The organism is Bradyrhizobium sp. AUGA SZCCT0283 (assembly GCF_018130385.1).
Taxonomy (GTDB): Bacteria; Pseudomonadota; Alphaproteobacteria; order Rhizobiales; family Xanthobacteraceae; genus Bradyrhizobium.
The window spans coordinates 24,878-41,914 of record NZ_JAFCLU010000045.1; the positions used below are offsets into that span (position 1 = coordinate 24,878).

The following is a 17,037-nucleotide window of genomic DNA, read 5'->3' on the forward strand; positions in this document are numbered from 1 at the left end:
TTTCTCAAGGCGAAGGCTCCATCTCGCCCGCGTGGTCGCCGCTGCGGATCGACGAGAGATTATTAAAACTGCTTGACGAGTTCTTAAAAAGAACTGTAAGTTCATAGCGGCGACGTACCCCGGAAGGGTGCGCGCTTGGGAGGATGCGCAATGTTGGTGAAATGGAAAACCTTGGCGGCTCTGGCTTTGCTTTTAAGCGGCCCGGCATTCGCGGCTGAAGAGCCCGGAATTTCAGCGACAGAGATTAAGGTCGGCGGCGTTTTTCCCTTCAGCGGACCGGCGTCATCGATCGGTCTCGTAGGGAAGGGACTTATCGCCTACATTCAGTTAGTGAACGACCGCGGCGGCATTAACGGACGCAAGATCAACTACATCGCATACGACGATGCATACAGCCCTCCCAAGGCGGTTGAGCACGTTCGCAAACTGGTCGAGAGCGATGAAGTGTCGTTCATGTTCGGCCAGCTCGGCACTCCCGGCATCTCGGCTACGGCAAAATACCTGCGGTCGAAAGGGGTGCCTAGCATCGCAATTATCAGCGGGTCATCCAAGTTCACGGACGTCGCCAATTACCCGATGACCACGACAGGTCTTGTCAGTTACGACACCGAAGGCAAGATCTATGCAAAGTATCTGACCAAGGCCCTGCCAAACGCCAAGTATGCAATCCTCTATCAGAACGACGACCTCGGCAAAGACTACGTCAACGCCTTCAAGGCGTTTCTCGGAAAGGATTTCGACCGAAGAGTCGTGACCGCCTCCTATGAGGTCAGCGAACCGACGGTTGATTCACAGGTCGTCAACCTAAAGAGCTCCGGTGCTGAAGCTCTTGTGATCGCCGGCACACCGAAGTTCGCCGCTCAGGCCATCCGGCAAGCCTCCGTGATTGGCTGGAAGGCGACGGTGATCATCAATTTTCCTTCCAGCTCGGTCGGAGGCACGCTCGCGCCCGCCGGTCTCGACAAATCTGTCGGTGTGATCGTTGGCACGACCAACAAGGATATTCTGGATCCGGCCTGGAAAGACGACCCTGCCATGCAGGCCTACCGGTCATTTCTGGACAAGTATTTGCCGGGTGTCGATATCACCAATGGCAGCTATCTGACCGGCTATCAGCAAGGCATCCTGTTCGAGCAGATTCTGAAGCAGTGCGGCAACGACCTGTCTCGCAAAAATATTCTGGCGCAGGCCAAGAACCTGAAGGATTTCGTCGTTCCGACGGCGCTGCCCGGCATCAAGGTCAATACAAGCGACACGGAGAACATGATCTGGACGCAGATGCGGTTGCAGCGATGGACGGGCACAAGTTGGGAAGGCTTCGGAGAAGTGCTGGACGCCAGGTCCGAGTGACCTCGCATTAGCGAAGCGACGGGCGCGGTAGTTAGCGGGGGCGAACTGCCGACCGGTCCGGCTGGGCACAGCAGTGATGGGCATCAGGTTGAACCTCGTCTCGCGCGCTCATCGGACCATCCCGATAGTTCAGGAGATCATCTTCGATGTCGACGAAGGCACTGACGTTTGCGCCGAGGGAGCTTTCCATAGAGCGTCGAACCGACGGCACGCTCATCTTGAGCTCGCCCCTTGAGTTGGGGAAGTGTGACTGGCGCATCACCGAATTTCTTCCGAGCTGGGCAAATTCTGTTCCCGATAGAGTTTTTCTTGCGCAACGCAATGCAAATGGGGGGTGGGACGAGATCACCTATAGCGAAGCATGGTTGCAGGTTCAGGCGGTCGGCCAAAGACTGATCGATATGGGCGCAAAGCCGGCTGACAAGCTGGCGATACTTTCAGGAAACTCCATCGAGAACGCGGTGATCTCGTTTGCCGCAATGTCGATAGGGGTGATCCTGGCGCCGATATCGCCAAACTACACGCTGATGCCCGGCGGCCTGGCTCGTCTCAAGGATATCGCGGAAACGTTGCGCCCGAATTTCGTTTTCGTTCAGAGCTCGCGCGACTTTTCCGCGGGCCGCTCGATTCCCGAACTGGCGGCCGCGACGTGGATCAGCCTCGATGGCGCACCGGATACGGTGCCTTTCCGGTCTCTGACAGCTCGCACCGGGAGCGAAGGATTCGAGCGTGCATCACGTGCGGTGCCTTGCGACGCTGTCGCAAAGATTCTCTTCACATCCGGTTCGACCGGTTTCCCCAAAGGCGTGCTCAACACCCACCGCATGATGGCGAGCTCCCTGCAAATGGGAAGTCTGCTGGTATCTCCTCCGGACGCACCGGTGCAGGTCGAGTGGTTGCCCTGGCACCATACGATGGGCAGCAACGTAATTCTTCACGGCATTCTCAAGAATGGCGGGACTCTCTACATCGACGATGGCCGGCCGCTGCCTCAGCTCTTCCACAAGACGGTCGCGAATCTCAAGGAGATTTCGCCTACCGCCATGTTCAACGTACCGGCCGGCTATAATCTCTTATGTGACGCAATCGAGAACGACCGTGATCTTGGCGCAAGCGTGTTCAGGCGGATGGACAGATTGAGCTATGCCGGGGCTGCAATCTCGCAGGGCACGCTTGAAAAACTCTATCGGCTGTCATCGTCGATCACCGGCCGGCGAATTCCGGTCATGTCGGGCTACGGCACCACCGAAACGGCCCCGACAATCAGTACGACCCATTGGGCGACGGACCAGCCGGGAGAGATCGGTCTTCCCGCGCCGGGTCTTAAGTTAAAACTCGTCCCTGTTTCCGATACTTACGAGGCAAGGGTCAAGGGACCCAACGTTACGCCAGGTTATCTTGGAAGGCCGGATTTGACCGAAAAGGCCTTCGATGAGGAAGGGTTCTATCGCATCGGCGATACCGTCTCGTTTCTGGATCCTCAGAAGCCGGAGCTTGGGCTGCGTTTTACAGGCAGAATTTCCGAGAATTTTAAACTCGCGAACGGCACATGGGTCTCGATCGGGAATATGCGCGCGGCGATTTTGGCTGCAGCGCGCGGCGTATTGCTGGACATTGTCGTTGCGGGAGAAAATCGTGAATCGTGCGCGCTGCTCTGCTGGTTGAATCCTACCGAGGCAGCGCGGATTTCGAAGACCCCAGCGTCGGATTTGACCTGCGACCCTCTCGTGATTCAATTTCTCAAGGATCGTTTCAAGGAATACAATGAAACCGTTGGAAGCAGTGAAAGAATCTATTCATTCTCGCTGCTGAAGGATCCGCCGTCATTGGCGGCGGGAGAAATCACCGACAAGGCCTACGTCAATCAACGTGCTGTGCTGAAACACCGCTCTGAACAGATCGAGCGTCTCTACTGCAACGAAGCAAATCGAGATGTGATCCAGGTCTGAGGGCGAGTTCAGCCGTCCGCGACCGTTGCCGGACATCTCGTGTCCTCAGGTGACGCCTGCGGACATTCGCTCGCGGTCCGATTTACCGAGCGAGACCTTCGATGCAGCGTCCGGCTAAGCGGCCCACCTTAAGCGGCTTTGCGGCGCGGCTTTGCCTTCTTCTCCGGCGCCGCCTTTGCCGGTGGGGTGCTTCGCGCCCCAGGGCCAGGGTGAGTATGGACTTCCTTGGCCGAAAGCGGCTCGCCGCACTCCGAGCACACCATGACTGGATCGAAGTTCTTGCCGCATTTTCGGTGCTGGTGCAGCAACGGCCGCCCGCGTACGTCGACCATGTGCGTGTCACCCCAATGCACGATCGCCATCATGATCGGATAGAGATCGAGTCCTTTTTGGGTGAGAATATATTCATGCCGTTTGGGCGACTCCTGATAGGGAATGCGGCGCAGCACGCCTTGCCGGACCAGCTTCTTCAGCCGTTCTGCGAGCAAATGGCGTGTAATTCCAAGCGCGGACTGAAATCCTTCGAAGCGGCGCGTGCGCAGAAAGCATTCGCGCAGGATAAGTAGGGTCCAACGGTCGCCGATCACGCCGATCGTGCGGGCCATCGAACATGGCTCTTCTTCAAGGGCATCCCATCGCATTTCCTGCTCTCCAATCCATCCGGCGCCCTGTTTTCACTCGAATCGTCCAGGGAACCTCAGCTTTCCCCACCATTCTAGATAGGTACTCAGCTCCAAACAATCCCCTACGAACGGTGTGAAGGCAGCTGAATCTGCAGAAGTTTGACAGTTCGATTTTAGAACTGTAAAGAGGAGTGCCAGCCGGATCTCGGCTATCGAAGACCAAACCTGATCATCCAATGCACTCGCGGGAGGAGCCGACATGCCCCTGAAGGTTGAATTCCAGTTCGATTTCGGCAGCCCGAACGCTTATTTGGCTGAACTAGCCATTCCAGGGATCGAGCGGCGTACCGGCGTGAAATTCGAGTACGTGCCGGTTCTGCTTGGCGGCATCTACAAGGCGACGGGCAACATGTCGCCCTTCGACTCGCTTCGCGGAATCAAGAACAAGCCGGAATACCAGGCGCTAGAGACCCAACGATTTATCCGGCGCCACAACATCACGAAATTCCGTCAAAATCCGTTCTTTCCGGTCAATACGCTGATGTTGATGCGGGGGGCTGTCGCTGCCCAATTCGAAGGCGTGTTCGAGCCTTATTTCCGCGCCGCCTACCATCACATGTGGGAAGAACCGAAGAAGATGGATGACCTCGAAACTTTCCGGAACGCATTCATCTCCTCGGGGATCGATATTGACCGGTTGATCGGGCGCGCCCAGCAGGATGACGTCAAGAAGAGGCTGATCGACCTGACTAACGATGCAGTCAGCCGGGGAGCATTCGGCTCGCCGACTTTCTTCGTTGGAAAGGAAATGTTCTTCGGCAAGGATCAGCTTCGTGACGTCGAGGAGTCGATCGTCGAACAGACCAGGCAACCTGTTCCCAAGACGGCCTAGTAGTGGCCACTGTCCCAGGTTAAGTGGCGAAAGACAAAACCCTCGGACCTAAAGCAGAAGTAAAAATCAGGGAGAATGCCCATGCCTGGCCCGCTTAGCGGTGTTCGTATCCTCGACCTGACCGGCGTTGTGTCGGGCCCGTTCGCGACCATGTTTCTGGCGGATCAGGGCGCCGACGTCTTGAAGATCGAGCCGATCGGCGGTGACATCACCCGCCGCAGCCGTGCCACGATCGACAAGGACGGCGAGTTTTCCGCGCTGTTCATCTCTTCGAACCGCGGCAAGCGTTCGCTGTCGATTGACGTCAAGAGCACGGCTGGCCGCGAGGTGCTCGCCAGGCTGGTCACGCAGGCTGATGTGCTGGTGCAGAACTTCCGGCCCGGCACCATGGAGCGCCTCGGACTCGGGGTGGAAGAGTTGCGCAAGCGGCATCCGCGCCTGATCTACGTCTCGATCAGCGGCGTTGGCGATACCGGCCCGTACGTGAAGAAGCGCGTCTATGATCCGATCATTCAGGGCCTGTCGGGCTTCGCCGATATCCAGTCCCAGCCGGTCACAAATCGTCCGCAGATGATCCGCACGATCGTATGCGACAAGACCACCGCGGTGTTCGCCGCACAGGCGGTGGCGGCAGCGCTCTATGCCCGCGAGAAAACCGGGCAGGGCGATCATATTCAGATCGCTATGCTCGACGCGATGATTTCGTACCTGTGGCCGGAAGGCATGATGCAGTATACCGTCGTCGGCGCCGAGGCAGCCGCCGCCGACCCCAACGACCGGCCCGATCTCGTGTTCAAGACCAGCGATGGCTACATCACCGCCGGTACTATTTCGGATTCCGAGTGGCAGGGCTTTTGCCGCGCCTCCGGCGATCCCGAACTTGCCAACGATCCTCGGTTTGCGACACCATCGGCGCGTTCGGTCAACGCCACGGCGCGCATCAACAAGATGGCGGAATACATTGGTCAACACACCACCGCCGAATGGCTGGAGCGCCTCGACGCTGCCGACGTGCCGTGCGCGCCGATCCTGCGCCGGGGCGAAATCATCCACAACGAGCAGGTGATCGCGCGCGGCATAATCGCGGAATTTGATCAGCCGAAGGTCGGACGGGTGCGGCAGCCGAAGCCGGCGGCCCGCTTTGAGATCAATGAGGCCGCGATTGGCGGGCCTGCTCCCCGCATCGGCGAGCACTCGCGCGACGTGTTGCGGGAACTGGGTTACGACGACAGCGCCATCGACAAGATGGTCGCCGGGCGCAGCGTTCGCGTGGCCGTCTGAACCGAAGCCCTGTTCGCGACCGGCGAACCTCTGTTAGCCCTTCGCCGCGGACGGGGTAATCGGTGACACCGGGACATTCGCAGCCACAGCCCGCCGATAAGCCTCCCGCCTCTGGATACGTTCAAGATAGGGCTGCGCGTTGTCGCAAATACCAACGCCGTAAGCGATGGCCCAATCCAGGCAAGTCGTGAGCAGAATGTCAGCGCTGGTAAATTGGTCACCCATCAAGAACGTCCGCCCATCTGCCAGCGCCACCTCAACGTGTCGCAACTGTTGCCGAAAATACTCGCCGGCTTGTGCGACGACTTCGGGCGCAACTCCATAGATGTGGCCCAATGCGTCTGCGCTATGGCGGCGCATGACGTAGAGGCTGGTGGAATCGAGTTCGGCCACGATGAAGAAGCACCATTCCAGCCAAGCGGCGAACTCGCGCTGGGTCGCGGGAATCAGTGAACGGTCGGGCGTCGAATAGGTTCGCGACAGATAGGCGACGATTGCGGCGCTTTCGCCGATGCAGAAATCGCCGTCCTGCAGCAAGGGAATCTTCTGGCGCGGATTGAGCCTGGTGTATTCAGCGGTTTTGGTCTCGCCTGTCCGCGGCCCGATTGGCTTGGATTTGTAGGACAAACCAAGTTCGTGCATGGCCCAGTGCGGGCGAATGGTGCGGCTTGTGCCAACGCCCCACAGGGTAAGGTTTGGCGTCACGTTCATGTTACCACTTCTCCACGGACGGACGCAGATCCAGCTCGTGAGTCCAGCCATCTCTGCTTTGCTGGTGGGTGAACCAATAGGCGTCAGCAATGGAAGACGTCTTGGTCAGGCTATCTGGGGGAATTTCGCTTGCCTCGATCCCTTTTGCTGCTTTCATGCGCTGGTGAATCGCCTCGCTGTCGACGCCGGCGTCGATCAGGAGATGCACGACATGAATGTTCTTCGGTCCGAGCTCGCGCGCCATCGCCTGGGCTACTGCGCGAAGTCCGAACTTCGCTGAAGAAAATGCCGCAAACCCCTGGCCGCCACGTACACTGGCGGTCGCACCCGTAAAGAAGATGGTGCCGCGTCCGCGCGGCAGCATGAAGCGGGCAGCCTCACGTCCGACCAGGAAGCCGCCGTAGCAGGCCAATTCCCAAGCCTTGAAGAACAGCTTCTCAGTTGTCTCCAGCAGTGGCTTGTTGACGTTCGATCCTGCGTTGAAGAGGCAAACCTCGATGGGCCCGAGCTTTTTTTCGATCCGCGCGAATATGCCTTGGACCTCTGCCTCCTGGCGGGCATCGACGCTGAAGGCGTGAATGTTATGTCCCCCAGCCCTCAGCTCGCCCACGAGCCCCTGCGACTTAGATGCATCGCGCCTGCAGATGCAAACTGTATAGCCGCCCTTCGCAAAACGCCGGGCGACGGCGGCTCCGATGGCATCGCCTGCACCTACAAGTATCGCTACGCCGCGGCTCTCTGCCATTCGGTTTCCTACATACGTTCTGATTTGATACTGTAATCGTAACGGCGGCACGATACGTTGTAAATCAGGCTTTTCGCTCTGCTACAACGAATAATTGGGCAGCCACGTTGTCCCTTAGGAACCTCGTGATCTGAATTAGGGATTGACGAGTTCTAAAAAAGAACGTTAGATAATTGGCGAACGGCCGCGCTGCAAAGCGGCACGGTTTGGTCGGGAGGTCGGTCGTGGCGGAGCTTTCAAAGGCGATCAATCTCGACGAGATTGCTGTCGGCTCGCCGCGCCGCGTCCATGGCGTGACGGCAAGGCAGGTTGCCGAAGCCCCCGACCGGATCGCGCTGGTCGAGAACGGGGCGTCCAGGAGCTACCGAGATCTGGAGCTGCGCGTTAGAGAGATCGCTACCGTCCTCTCCTCGCTTGGAATCAGAACGGGCGACTTCGATGTGCTGCGTTCTCACCACGTGGTTGGCGCGTTGCTGCCGGGAGTGGAAGGGCGCCTCAGAACGATCGACGGCATACCACTCTCAAAGGAACAAGTCGGAGAACTCCACGTGCGCGGGCGCAACGTGGTGCGCGGCTATCTCCGTGCACCTGACCTTACGGACAAAGTGATCGACAGCGAAGGCTGGTTCAATACCGGTTATGTTGCCCGCTTTGACGGCGATTGCCTGTACATTCTCGGCCGTACCAAGGAAATGATTGGCGCCCTCTCGGCCAAGATCGAGGCAATTCTCAATTCACGCAAGGACGTGCAATCCGCCGTCATCGGACGAGGCCTTAATGGCGACGGGGAGCTTGTCGCATTCGTGCAACCGTCGCCGGGCTCGCGCGTCAAGGTGACGCATCTGATACATTCCATCGGGGCTTGGGTCACTGCGTATATGCCGCTGCCGAAAATCGTCGTCGTCGATGTCTTACCGGGAAGCTCAACCGGCAAGATGCGCGAGCATGAACTCGCGGCCTGTTTCCATCGCGACCGAGCTGCTGCCAAGCAGGCGGCGAGATTCCAGCGACGAACTCACTTAACCTGACCGGGAGAACGCCTTTGCAAAAGAGAAACGCAACCGTGGCCGTGATCGGCGCCGGGGACTTTATCGGCGGCGAGATCGCCAAGAAGTTCGCCTCAGAGGGCTTCACGGTGTTCGCCGGGCGCCGTAATGGCGCCAAGCTCGAGCCCCTCGTCAAGGAGATCGAGAAGGCGGGAGGCGAAATCCATGCGCGTTCGCTCGATGCGCGCAAGGAAGAGGAGATCATCTCCTTCCTTGGAGATGCCGACAAGCACGCGCCGCTCGAAGTTTGCATCTTCAACATTGGCGCCAACGTCAATTTTCCGATTCTGGAAACCACCGAGCGCGTGTTCCGCAAGGTATGGGAAATGGCCTGCTACTCCGGGTTTCTCGCCGGCCGGGAAGCGGCGCGGCTGATGCTGCCCCGAGGCAAGGGCAACATCTTCTTCACCGGCGCGACCGCGAGTCTCCGCGGCGGGGCGGGTTATGCGGCGTTCGCCAGCGCCAAGTTCGGTCTGCGCGCCGTGGCACAAGCGACCGCACGCGAGTTGGGTCCCAAGAATATTCACGTCGCGCATCTCATCATCGATTCCGGGGTTGATACGGAATGGGTGCGTCAGCGGCGGATCGAGGCGCTCGGTCCCAATGCGCTGGATGATCCCGACGCTTTGATGCCGCCGTCCTCGGTCGCGGAATCCTATTGGCTGCTTTATCAGCAGCCCAAAAGCGCCTGGACCTTTGAACTGGAGATTCGTCCCTTCGGCGAGAAGTGGTAGCTGGAGCTTCTCACGATGGAACTCAATCTTTCCAGCGAGGACGCAGCTTTTCGTGACGAGGTGCGCGCTTTTATTGCGGAGAACTACCCGCAGGAAATGCGCGTTCCAAACCCCGAGACCGATCTGACCAAGGAGCAGTCGCTGCTCTGGCACCGCATCCTCCACAACAAGGGTTGGGTGGCTCCGCTCTGGCCCAAGGAATATGGCGGCCCCGGCTGGTCGGTCACGCAGCGGTTCATCTTCGAACAGGAGACGTCGCGCGCCGGAACGCTGCCGCCGCTGGCGTTCAGCGTCACCATGGTCGGCCCGGTCATCTACACCTTCGGCAACGACGCGCAGAAAAAGAAGTATTTGCCGCGGATTCTCTCCGGCGAGGACTGGTGGTGCCAAGGCTATTCGGAACCCGGCTCCGGCTCCGACCTGGCTTCCGTCCGGACAAAGGCGGTGCGCGACGGCGATCACTACATCGTCAACGGCCACAAGACCTGGACGACGCTGGCCCAGCATGCCGACTGGATCTTCTGTCTGGTGCGGACCGACCCTTCGGCAAAGCCCCAGGCCGGCATCTCCTTCCTGTTGATTGACATGAAATCGCCGGGAGTCACGGTGCGGCCCATCATCACCATCGACGGATCGCACGAGGTGAATGACGTCTTCCTCGAGGACGTGCGGGTGCCCGTCGAGAATCTGATCGGTGAGGAGAACAAGGGCTGGACCTACGCAAAATTCCTGCTCGGCAACGAGCGCACCAGCATGGCCGGAATCGGCCGCTCCACGCGCTATCTGAACCGGCTGAAGAAGATCGTGAAGGCCGAGATTCCGGTCGATGATCCGGCGCATCTCGAATTCCGGCGGGATATCGCCCGCATCGAGCTCGACGTCTTGGCGCTGGAGGCGACCGAGCTGCGCGTGGTGGCGCAGATGGCGCGGGGTATCGATCCGGGTCCCGCGGCATCCCTGTTCAAGATACGGGGCACCGAAATCTTCCAGAGCATCACGGAGTTGACCCACCGTGCGATCGGCAATTACGGGCTTGCGCTTCGTGAGCAGCCGGCGAGCGCCAACCGCTTCATGCCCGGGCCGGACTATGGCCATACCGCGTCGGAGAAATACCTGAACGCGCGCAAGCTCAGCATTTACGGCGGATCAAACGAAATCCAGCGCAACATCATTGCCAAGGCGGTACTTGGCCTTTGAACCAGCAAAGCGGGACCTCGAATGGATATCCAGTTCACTGAAGAGCAGGAAATGTTGCGGTCAAGCGTGCAGCGTCTGCTCCGCGACCAGTATGATTTCGATGCGCGCCGCGGGATCGTTGCCTCCGACGAAGGCTGGAGCCGGACACAGTGGTCATCCTTTGCTGAGCTCGGTTTGCTCGCCGCGCCATTCTCGGAAGAGGCCGGCGGCCTCGGCGGCGGTCCGCTCTCGACGATGATCGTGATGCACGAGTTCGGCCGCCATCTCGTGGTCGAACCCTTCGTCGAGACCATCGTGCTCGCCGGGGGCTTGCTCGAAAGCGAGGGGTCTCCCGCGCAGAAGAGCGAATTCATTCCCGACATCATCGCAGGAAAGTCGATCTGGGCGCTTGCCTGGACCGAGAAAGCGTCACGTTTCGATCCAGCCAATGTCGCGACGACGGCGCGACGCGAGGGCGATGACTACATACTGGTTGGCGAGAAGGCCGCGGCGATCGCCGCGCCGTGGGCGGATTATCTGATTGTTTCCGCACGCACCTCGGGGGACCAGCACGACCGCGACGGCGTCAGCATGTTCATCGTGGATCGCCAGGCGGCGAATCTGCATCTGCGAACTTTCAAAACCATTGACGGCCGCCGCGCTGGCGAGATCAGCCTGGACGGCGTAAGGGGCCACTTGCTCGGCGGGGAGGGTGCGGGTGTCGCCGCGCTGGAGGCTTGCCGTGATCGCGCCATTGCCGCGTTGTGCGCCGAAACAGTCGGCGCCATCGGGGAGCTGAACGCAGCGACACTGGAGTATAGCAAGACCCGAAAACAGTTCGGCGCGACGCTCGGCAGCTTCCAGGTGCTGCAGCACCGCATGGTCGACATGTTCATTGCGCATCAGGAGGCCCTCTCGTTGATGCAGCATCTCACCCTGAGCCTGGCAGTCAATGAGCCCGGCCTGTCCAGGCTCGCGTCCGGCGCAAAATCAAAGGTCGGCTACGCGGCAAGGTTCGTCGCCGACCAGGCTGTGCAGCTTCACGGCGGCATGGGCATGACCGACGAACTCAATGTCGGACATTATTTCAAGCGAATCTCCTCCATCAACATCCAATTCGGCGATCCCGCGTACCACGTTCTGCGTTACGCGCAGCTCGACGCGGCCGCCTAACCAAAGAGGCAAGCATGACGACTGAAGCAGTAATCGTTTCCACCGCCCGCACCGGCGTCGGTAAGGCCTATCGCGGCGCGCTCAACAACACCGAAGGCCCAACCTTGGCCGGCCACGTGATGGCCGAAGCGGTGAAGCGGGCCGGCATCGCGCCCGGCGAGGTCGAGGACGTGGTGATGGGCTGCGCGATGCAGCAGGGCACCATGGTGATGAACGTGGCGCGCAAGGGCGCCATCCGTGCTGGCCTGCCGGTGACTGTTGCCGGCACCACGATTGACCGGCAATGTGCCTCCGGCCTGCAGGCGATCGCGGTTGCCGCACGCTCGGTGATATCAGACGGCGTCGAGATCGCGATCGGCGGCGGCATCGAATCGATCAGCCTCGTGCAGAATGAGCACATGAACAAGTTTCATGTCGTCGACGAAGAGTTGATGGCGATGAAGCCGGAAATGTACATGTCGATGCTGGAAACCGCCGAGGTCGTTGCCGAACGTTACAAGATCGGTCGCGACAAGCAGGATGAATACAGCCTCGAGTGCCAGCGCCGCGTGGGTGCAGCGCTGCAGGGCGGTCGCTTCAATGACGAGATCGTGCCGATCACGACCACAATGGTTGTGGTTGACAAGGATACCAAGCAGGTCAGCTATCAGCAGGTGACGCTGTCGAAGGACGAGGGTCCGAGGCCGGACACCACTGGCGACGGCCTTGCAAAGATCAAGCCGGTGTTCGAAGGCAAAACCATCAGTGCGGGCAATGCCAGCCAGCTCTCCGACGGCGCCTCGGCCTGCGTGATCATGAGTGACAAGATCGCGGCAAAGAAGGGCCTCAAGCCGCTTGGCATCTTCCGCGGGTTCGTTGCCGCCGGCGTCGAGCCGGACGAGATGGGCGTGGGCCCGGTCGCAGCGATCCCGCGGCTCCTCAAGCGCCATAACCTGAAGATCGACGACATTGATCTCTGGGAGCTCAATGAAGCCTACGCGGTGCAGGTGATCTATTGCCGCGACAAGCTCGGCATTGACCCGAACAAGCTCAACGTCAATGGCGGTTCGATCGCGATCGGTCATCCCTACGGCATGACCGGGGCGCGGCTCACGGGCCACCTCCTGATCGAGGGCCGGCGGCGCAAAGCGAAATACGGCGTGGTGACAATGTGCATCGGCGGCGGCATGGGCGCGGCGGGTCTGTTTGAAATCGTCCATTGATTGGAAACGCAGGAGATTCTCGTGAAGACAGCGATTACTGAACTGTTCGGCATCAAGCATCCGATTATCCAGGGCGGCATGCATTATGTCGGCTTCGCCGAGCTCGCCGCCGCGGTGTCCAACGCCGGGGGACTCGGGATCATCACCGGCCTGACGCAAAGGACGCCGGAACTGTTGGCCAAGGAAATCGCACGCTGCCGCGACATGACCGACAAGCCGTTCGGCGTGAACCTGACTTTCCTTCCGAGCTTTACCGCACCGCCTTACCCGGAATACATCGCCGCGATCAAGGAAGGCGGCGTCAAGGCAGTGGAAACCGCTGGCCGCAGCCCCGAGCAGTACATGCCGGCGTTGAAGGCGGCCGGCATCAAAGTGATCCACAAGTGCACCTCGGTCCGGCACTCACTCAAAGCCGAGAAGATCGGCTGCGACGCCGTCAGCGTCGATGGCTTTGAATGCGGCGGACATCCCGGCGAGGACGACATCCCGAACATGATCCTGCTGCCCCGTGCGGCGGACGAGCTGAAGATTCCGTTTGTGGCGTCGGGCGGCATGGCCGACGCGCGGAGCCTCGTCGCCGCTCTGTCGATGGGCGCCGCCGGCATGAACATGGGGACCCGCTTCATCGCCACGAAGGAAGCGCCAGTGCACGACAATGTAAAGCAGGCCTTGGTCAAGGCAACCGAACTCGACACCGTGCTGGTCATGCGCGCGCTGCGCAATACCGAGCGCGTCTTGAAGAACAAGGGCGTCGACGAGTTGCTCGAGATCGAGCGCGAGAAGGGCGCAAGCCTGAAGATTGGCGACATCCATGAGCAGGTCGCTGGCGTGTATCCCAAAGTGATGATCGACGGCGATATGGACGCGGGCGCCTGGAGCTGCGGCATGGTCGTTGGACTCATCAACGACATTCCGACGGTGAAGGAGTTGATCGAACGCATCATGGCCGATGCCGAGCGAATCATCCGTCAACGCCTGACAGGTTTCCTCGATGGCACCGAGCAAAGGCCGGCTGCCGCCCGGGCGATCGCGTAGCTGGATGTTATAGCGAGGCGATACCCATGCGCGGTTGTGCGTGAGGTGATTGTTATGGCGAAGCTCGATTGACCGGCGATGGATGGCCTTCGGCAGTCTCGGGGAAGGGGATTTTATGGATCTGGCCGACTTCCACTACTACGAGCCTTCGAAGGGCCACGGGCTCCGACATAATCCATTCAACGCGATTGTCGCGCCGCGTCCGATTGGTTGGATTTCGTCACGCAATGCGGCTGGTAAACTGAACCTCGCTCCATACAGCTTCTTCAACGCTTTCCTCTACGACCCTCCGATAATCGGATTTTCCTCAATTTCGTGGAAGGACACCGTCAAGAACGTCAGCGAGACCCGCGAATTTGTTTGGAATCTGGTTACGATGGATCTGGGCGAGCGCATGAACAAGACGGCCGCGCCCCTTGATCACGGTGTGAGCGAGTTCGAAACGGCAGGGCTGACGCCGATCCCGGGGCGCCACGTAGCGGTGCCGCGGGTAGGCGAGAGCAGGGCCGCTATGGAATGCAAGGTCACCGACGTCTCTCAGTTGACGAATGCGTGTGGCGAGAAAGTCGAGGGATGGTTCGTGCTCGGCGAAGTCGTCGCAGTATATATCGACAAGTCTTTGATTGAGGACGGTGTATACAACACTGCACTTGCGCGCCCCATACTGCGCGCCGGCCGTGGTGGAGATTACCTTGAGGTCAAGACGGAGAACATGTTCGAGATGAAGCGTCCGCCTGGCAGCAGCAAACCGGAATTCCACGGCACCTGATTAAAGGAACGATCGATGCCCCAGCATGTGAAAACTGAAATGGCCGCAGGCATCATGACGATGACGCTGGCCCGTCCTGAAAAGAAGAACGCGCTCAGCAATGAAATGTACAGCGCCATGTCGGATGGGCTGGAGCGCGCGGAGAAAGATCCTGCCGTGCGGGTCGTTCTATTTCAGGGAGATGGCGACAGTTTTACGTCCGGAAACGACATCGCCGATTTCAGTGCCCAGGCCAACGGTAGCAATATAGGGGAAAGCCAGGCGTTCCGGTTCATCCGCAATCTCGGTAAGGCCACCCGTCCACTCGTCGCCGCAGTGCAGGGCAACGCGGTAGGCGTTGGTACCACGATGTTGCTGCATTGCGACCTCGTATTTCTTGCCGACACGGCGAAGCTGATGACACCATTCGTAAATCTGGCGCTGGTTCCTGAGGCGGCTTCGAGTTGGTTGCTGCCCGCCCGCATCGGGCATGTCCGCGCATACGCCATGTTTGCGTTGGGGGAGCCGCTCGATGCAGCCGCCGCATTGGCCTGCGGTCTGGCTAACGCCGTGGTGCCGGCCGCTGACTTGCGCGCCAGGGCTTGGCAGGCCGCCGAAGCCCTGACCAAACGGCCCGCGGGCTCTCTCAGTCACACCAAAGCGCTCATGCGCGAAATGGACAAGATCGCTGCCCAAATAAACCGGGAAAGCGCGCTATTTGCCGAGCGGTTGCAGACCGGCGAAGCCCGCGAAGCGTTCGCGGCGTTTGCCGAGCGGCGTAAGCCGGACTTCACAAGCCTGACGAGCGACTGACAAGTGGCCCATGTGGTGTCAAAGCCAATCAAGACCTCGGGAGCCGCGCGTACAGACCAAGCGCCAGCAGTGAAAACGCGCTCAGCACGACGCCCAGCGCCAGCATTGCTTCATGCGACACCGTGGCAGCAAGCCATACGCCGATTGCGGCGTTCATCATCTGCCAGAAGCCCAGCAGCGCCGAGGCCGCGCCAGCTTTCTCCCCGAATGGAGAGAGCGCGCGGGCGGTAGCCAGTGGACTGACAACGCCCATGCCGAGGAGAAATACGCACATCGCGCCCAGAAACGGCAAGAAGGTCGGGCTGATCATCGAGATGAGCAGGATCGCAACGCTGCTGGCGGCCGTTGCCCACAGTCCTGCCCGGATCGGGCGATCGAGCCCGTAGCGTGGTGCCAATTTCGTCGCCAGCATGCCCGCGGCGAATACGATAAAGACGGTGCCGGCGAAGAAGAGGCCGAGCTGGATCGGCGTGAAGTGCAGCGCTTCAATGAATAGTCGCGGTGCAGCCGAAAACATAGAGAACAAGCCGCCTATGATCAGGCTCGCGGTTGCAGCCGGGATGGCGAAACGCCGATCGCCAATCAGACCAACATAGGTCCTGGCGATGGCGACCAGATTGAGCGGAGTGCGGATCGAATTGTGGGTTTCGCCGAGGATGATGCTGTAAGCAACGGCGCCAATTGCGGCAAAGGCCGCGACAAGAGCGAATTCGGAGCGCCAGCCAAAACTGTGATCGAGTGCGCCGCCAAGCAGCGGCGAGAATCCGGGGGCTGCGGACATTACGATCATGATCAGCGCCATTGCGCGTGCCAGCGCCGGCCCACTGAACATGTCGCGGGCGATGGCGCGAGACAACACTGACGTCGCACAAGCGCCTGCAGCCTGCACGACGCGGCCGACCAAGAGATCAGATAGATCTGTTGCCAGACCGCACCAGACGCTGCCGCCAAAGAACACGGCAAATCCAATCAGGACTGGCCAGCGTCTGCCGTAGCGATCCGAAAGCGGTCCGACCAGGAGCTGGCCTATCCCGAACATCGCAAGAAAGACCGTGATGGCGGATGTGACCGCCGCGCTGGTGACATTCAAGGAGATCGCAATTTGCGGCAGCGACGGCAGCAAGATGTTGGTCGCGAGCGTTCCCATCGCGGCCAGGACGGAAAGAACTGCGATCGCCAGGCCGCTGGAGACGGGAACGTCCCTCGGCACCCTTTTGGTCGTTTGGCACTGGCCAGCCATGGGAACTTTCGCGCTGATAGATAGGCAGGTCACAAGGCGGCGAGTGACGCGGTTCGCGCCGCTCGCCGAACCCTTTCTGGTCGGATCGGCTGTGCTACCTGCGGACGACGCGCTCGATCGCGATGGCGGTGGCTTCACCGCCACCGATGCAAAGGGCTGCAACGCCGCGTTTGAGGTTCTGCGCCTCCAGCGCATGCAGCAGCGTCACGATCAGGCGCGCGCCGGTGGCACCGATCGGATGACCGAGCGCGCAGGCGCCGCCATTGACGTTGAGTTTCTCGCGGGGAATGCCGAGATCCTTCTGCGCCGCCATCGCCAC

At 60.1% G+C, this 17,037-nt stretch carries 16 protein-coding genes and 1 pseudogene; 12 read left to right on the forward strand and 5 right to left on the reverse strand.

All coding sequences use genetic code 11. The annotated features are described in order from the left end of the window. The first annotated feature begins 150 nt into the window (after nucleotides 1–150). Together JQ624_RS34685 and JQ624_RS34690 are read left to right on the forward strand one after the other, a co-directional pair. Complete coding sequence (locus tag JQ624_RS34685; RefSeq protein ID WP_212423381.1) at nucleotides 151–1,350, forward strand: ABC transporter substrate-binding protein; 1,200 nt, start codon at nucleotides 151–153, stop codon at nucleotides 1,348–1,350. 146 nt (nucleotides 1,351–1,496) lie between these two features. Further along, nucleotides 1,497–3,299 carry an AMP-binding protein gene (locus JQ624_RS34690; RefSeq protein WP_212423382.1) on the forward strand — a complete coding sequence of 601 codons (1,803 nt, stop codon included), beginning with the start codon at nucleotides 1,497–1,499 and terminating at the stop codon, nucleotides 3,297–3,299. A gap of 128 nt (nucleotides 3,300–3,427) precedes the next feature. Here the strand turns inward: JQ624_RS34690 and JQ624_RS34695 are convergent, their stop codons facing one another. After that, nucleotides 3,428–3,940, reverse strand: coding sequence for a helix-turn-helix domain-containing protein (locus tag JQ624_RS34695; protein WP_212423383.1), 513 nt, complete (start codon nucleotides 3,938–3,940; stop codon nucleotides 3,428–3,430). A 241-nt stretch (nucleotides 3,941–4,181) separates the two neighbouring features. Between JQ624_RS34695 and JQ624_RS34700 the strand changes: the two genes are divergently transcribed. Both JQ624_RS34700 and JQ624_RS34705 read left to right on the forward strand, forming a co-directional pair. Next, on the forward strand, nucleotides 4,182–4,814 hold the full coding sequence (locus JQ624_RS34700) for a 2-hydroxychromene-2-carboxylate isomerase (protein WP_212423384.1): 633 nt from the start codon (nucleotides 4,182–4,184) through the stop codon (nucleotides 4,812–4,814). Nucleotides 4,815–4,895: 81 nt separating this feature from the next. Then, a complete protein-coding gene (locus tag JQ624_RS34705; RefSeq protein ID WP_212423385.1) occupies nucleotides 4,896–6,095 on the forward strand; it encodes a CaiB/BaiF CoA-transferase family protein in 1,200 nt (399 codons plus the stop codon). A 33-nt stretch (nucleotides 6,096–6,128) separates the two neighbouring features. Here JQ624_RS34705 and JQ624_RS34710 read toward each other — a convergent pair whose 3' ends face one another. Next, nucleotides 6,129–6,806: a glutathione S-transferase family protein gene (locus JQ624_RS34710; protein WP_212423386.1), complete on the reverse strand. Its 678-nt coding sequence runs from the start codon at nucleotides 6,804–6,806 to the stop codon at nucleotides 6,129–6,131. Between the two features lies 1 nt (nucleotide 6,807). Next, entirely contained in the window at nucleotides 6,808–7,551 is a 744-nt protein-coding gene (locus JQ624_RS34715) for an SDR family NAD(P)-dependent oxidoreductase (protein WP_212423387.1), read from the reverse strand. 224 nt (nucleotides 7,552–7,775) lie between these two features. Here JQ624_RS34715 and JQ624_RS34720 point away from each other — a divergent pair, with 224 nt between their 5' ends. From JQ624_RS34720 to JQ624_RS34755, 8 genes are all read left to right on the forward strand, one after another. Beyond that, nucleotides 7,776–8,579, forward strand: coding sequence for a class I adenylate-forming enzyme family protein (locus JQ624_RS34720; RefSeq protein WP_312014546.1), 804 nt, complete (start codon nucleotides 7,776–7,778; stop codon nucleotides 8,577–8,579). A gap of 14 nt (nucleotides 8,580–8,593) precedes the next feature. Further along, a complete protein-coding gene (locus JQ624_RS34725; RefSeq protein ID WP_212423389.1) occupies nucleotides 8,594–9,331 on the forward strand; it encodes an SDR family oxidoreductase in 738 nt (245 codons plus the stop codon). A 15-nt stretch (nucleotides 9,332–9,346) separates the two neighbouring features. After that, nucleotides 9,347–10,528 (forward strand): acyl-CoA dehydrogenase family protein, encoded by a 1,182-nt coding sequence (locus tag JQ624_RS34730; protein ID WP_212423390.1) that lies wholly within the window; start codon nucleotides 9,347–9,349, stop codon nucleotides 10,526–10,528. A 21-nt stretch (nucleotides 10,529–10,549) separates the two neighbouring features. Next, nucleotides 10,550–11,680, forward strand: a complete 1,131-nt coding sequence (locus JQ624_RS34735; RefSeq protein ID WP_212423391.1) for an acyl-CoA dehydrogenase family protein — start codon at nucleotides 10,550–10,552, stop codon at nucleotides 11,678–11,680. A 14-nt stretch (nucleotides 11,681–11,694) separates the two neighbouring features. Then, complete coding sequence (locus tag JQ624_RS34740; protein ID WP_212423392.1) at nucleotides 11,695–12,882, forward strand: acetyl-CoA C-acyltransferase; 1,188 nt, start codon at nucleotides 11,695–11,697, stop codon at nucleotides 12,880–12,882. Nucleotides 12,883–12,903: 21 nt separating this feature from the next. Beyond that, nucleotides 12,904–13,917, forward strand: coding sequence for a nitronate monooxygenase family protein (locus JQ624_RS34745; protein ID WP_212423393.1), 1,014 nt, complete (start codon nucleotides 12,904–12,906; stop codon nucleotides 13,915–13,917). A gap of 115 nt (nucleotides 13,918–14,032) precedes the next feature. Beyond that, nucleotides 14,033–14,686 carry a flavin reductase family protein gene (locus tag JQ624_RS34750; RefSeq protein WP_212423394.1) on the forward strand — a complete coding sequence of 218 codons (654 nt, stop codon included), beginning with the start codon at nucleotides 14,033–14,035 and terminating at the stop codon, nucleotides 14,684–14,686. Nucleotides 14,687–14,701: 15 nt separating this feature from the next. Then, nucleotides 14,702–15,478, forward strand: a complete 777-nt coding sequence (locus JQ624_RS34755) for an enoyl-CoA hydratase-related protein (RefSeq protein WP_212423395.1) — start codon at nucleotides 14,702–14,704, stop codon at nucleotides 15,476–15,478. A gap of 28 nt (nucleotides 15,479–15,506) precedes the next feature. Here JQ624_RS34755 and JQ624_RS34760 read toward each other — a convergent pair whose 3' ends face one another. After that, nucleotides 15,507–16,718, reverse strand: coding sequence for a multidrug effflux MFS transporter (locus tag JQ624_RS34760; RefSeq protein ID WP_212423396.1), 1,212 nt, complete (start codon nucleotides 16,716–16,718; stop codon nucleotides 15,507–15,509). A gap of 94 nt (nucleotides 16,719–16,812) precedes the next feature. Next, nucleotides 16,813–17,037: pseudogene (locus JQ624_RS34765) on the reverse strand (acetyl-CoA C-acetyltransferase); the annotation flags it as partial.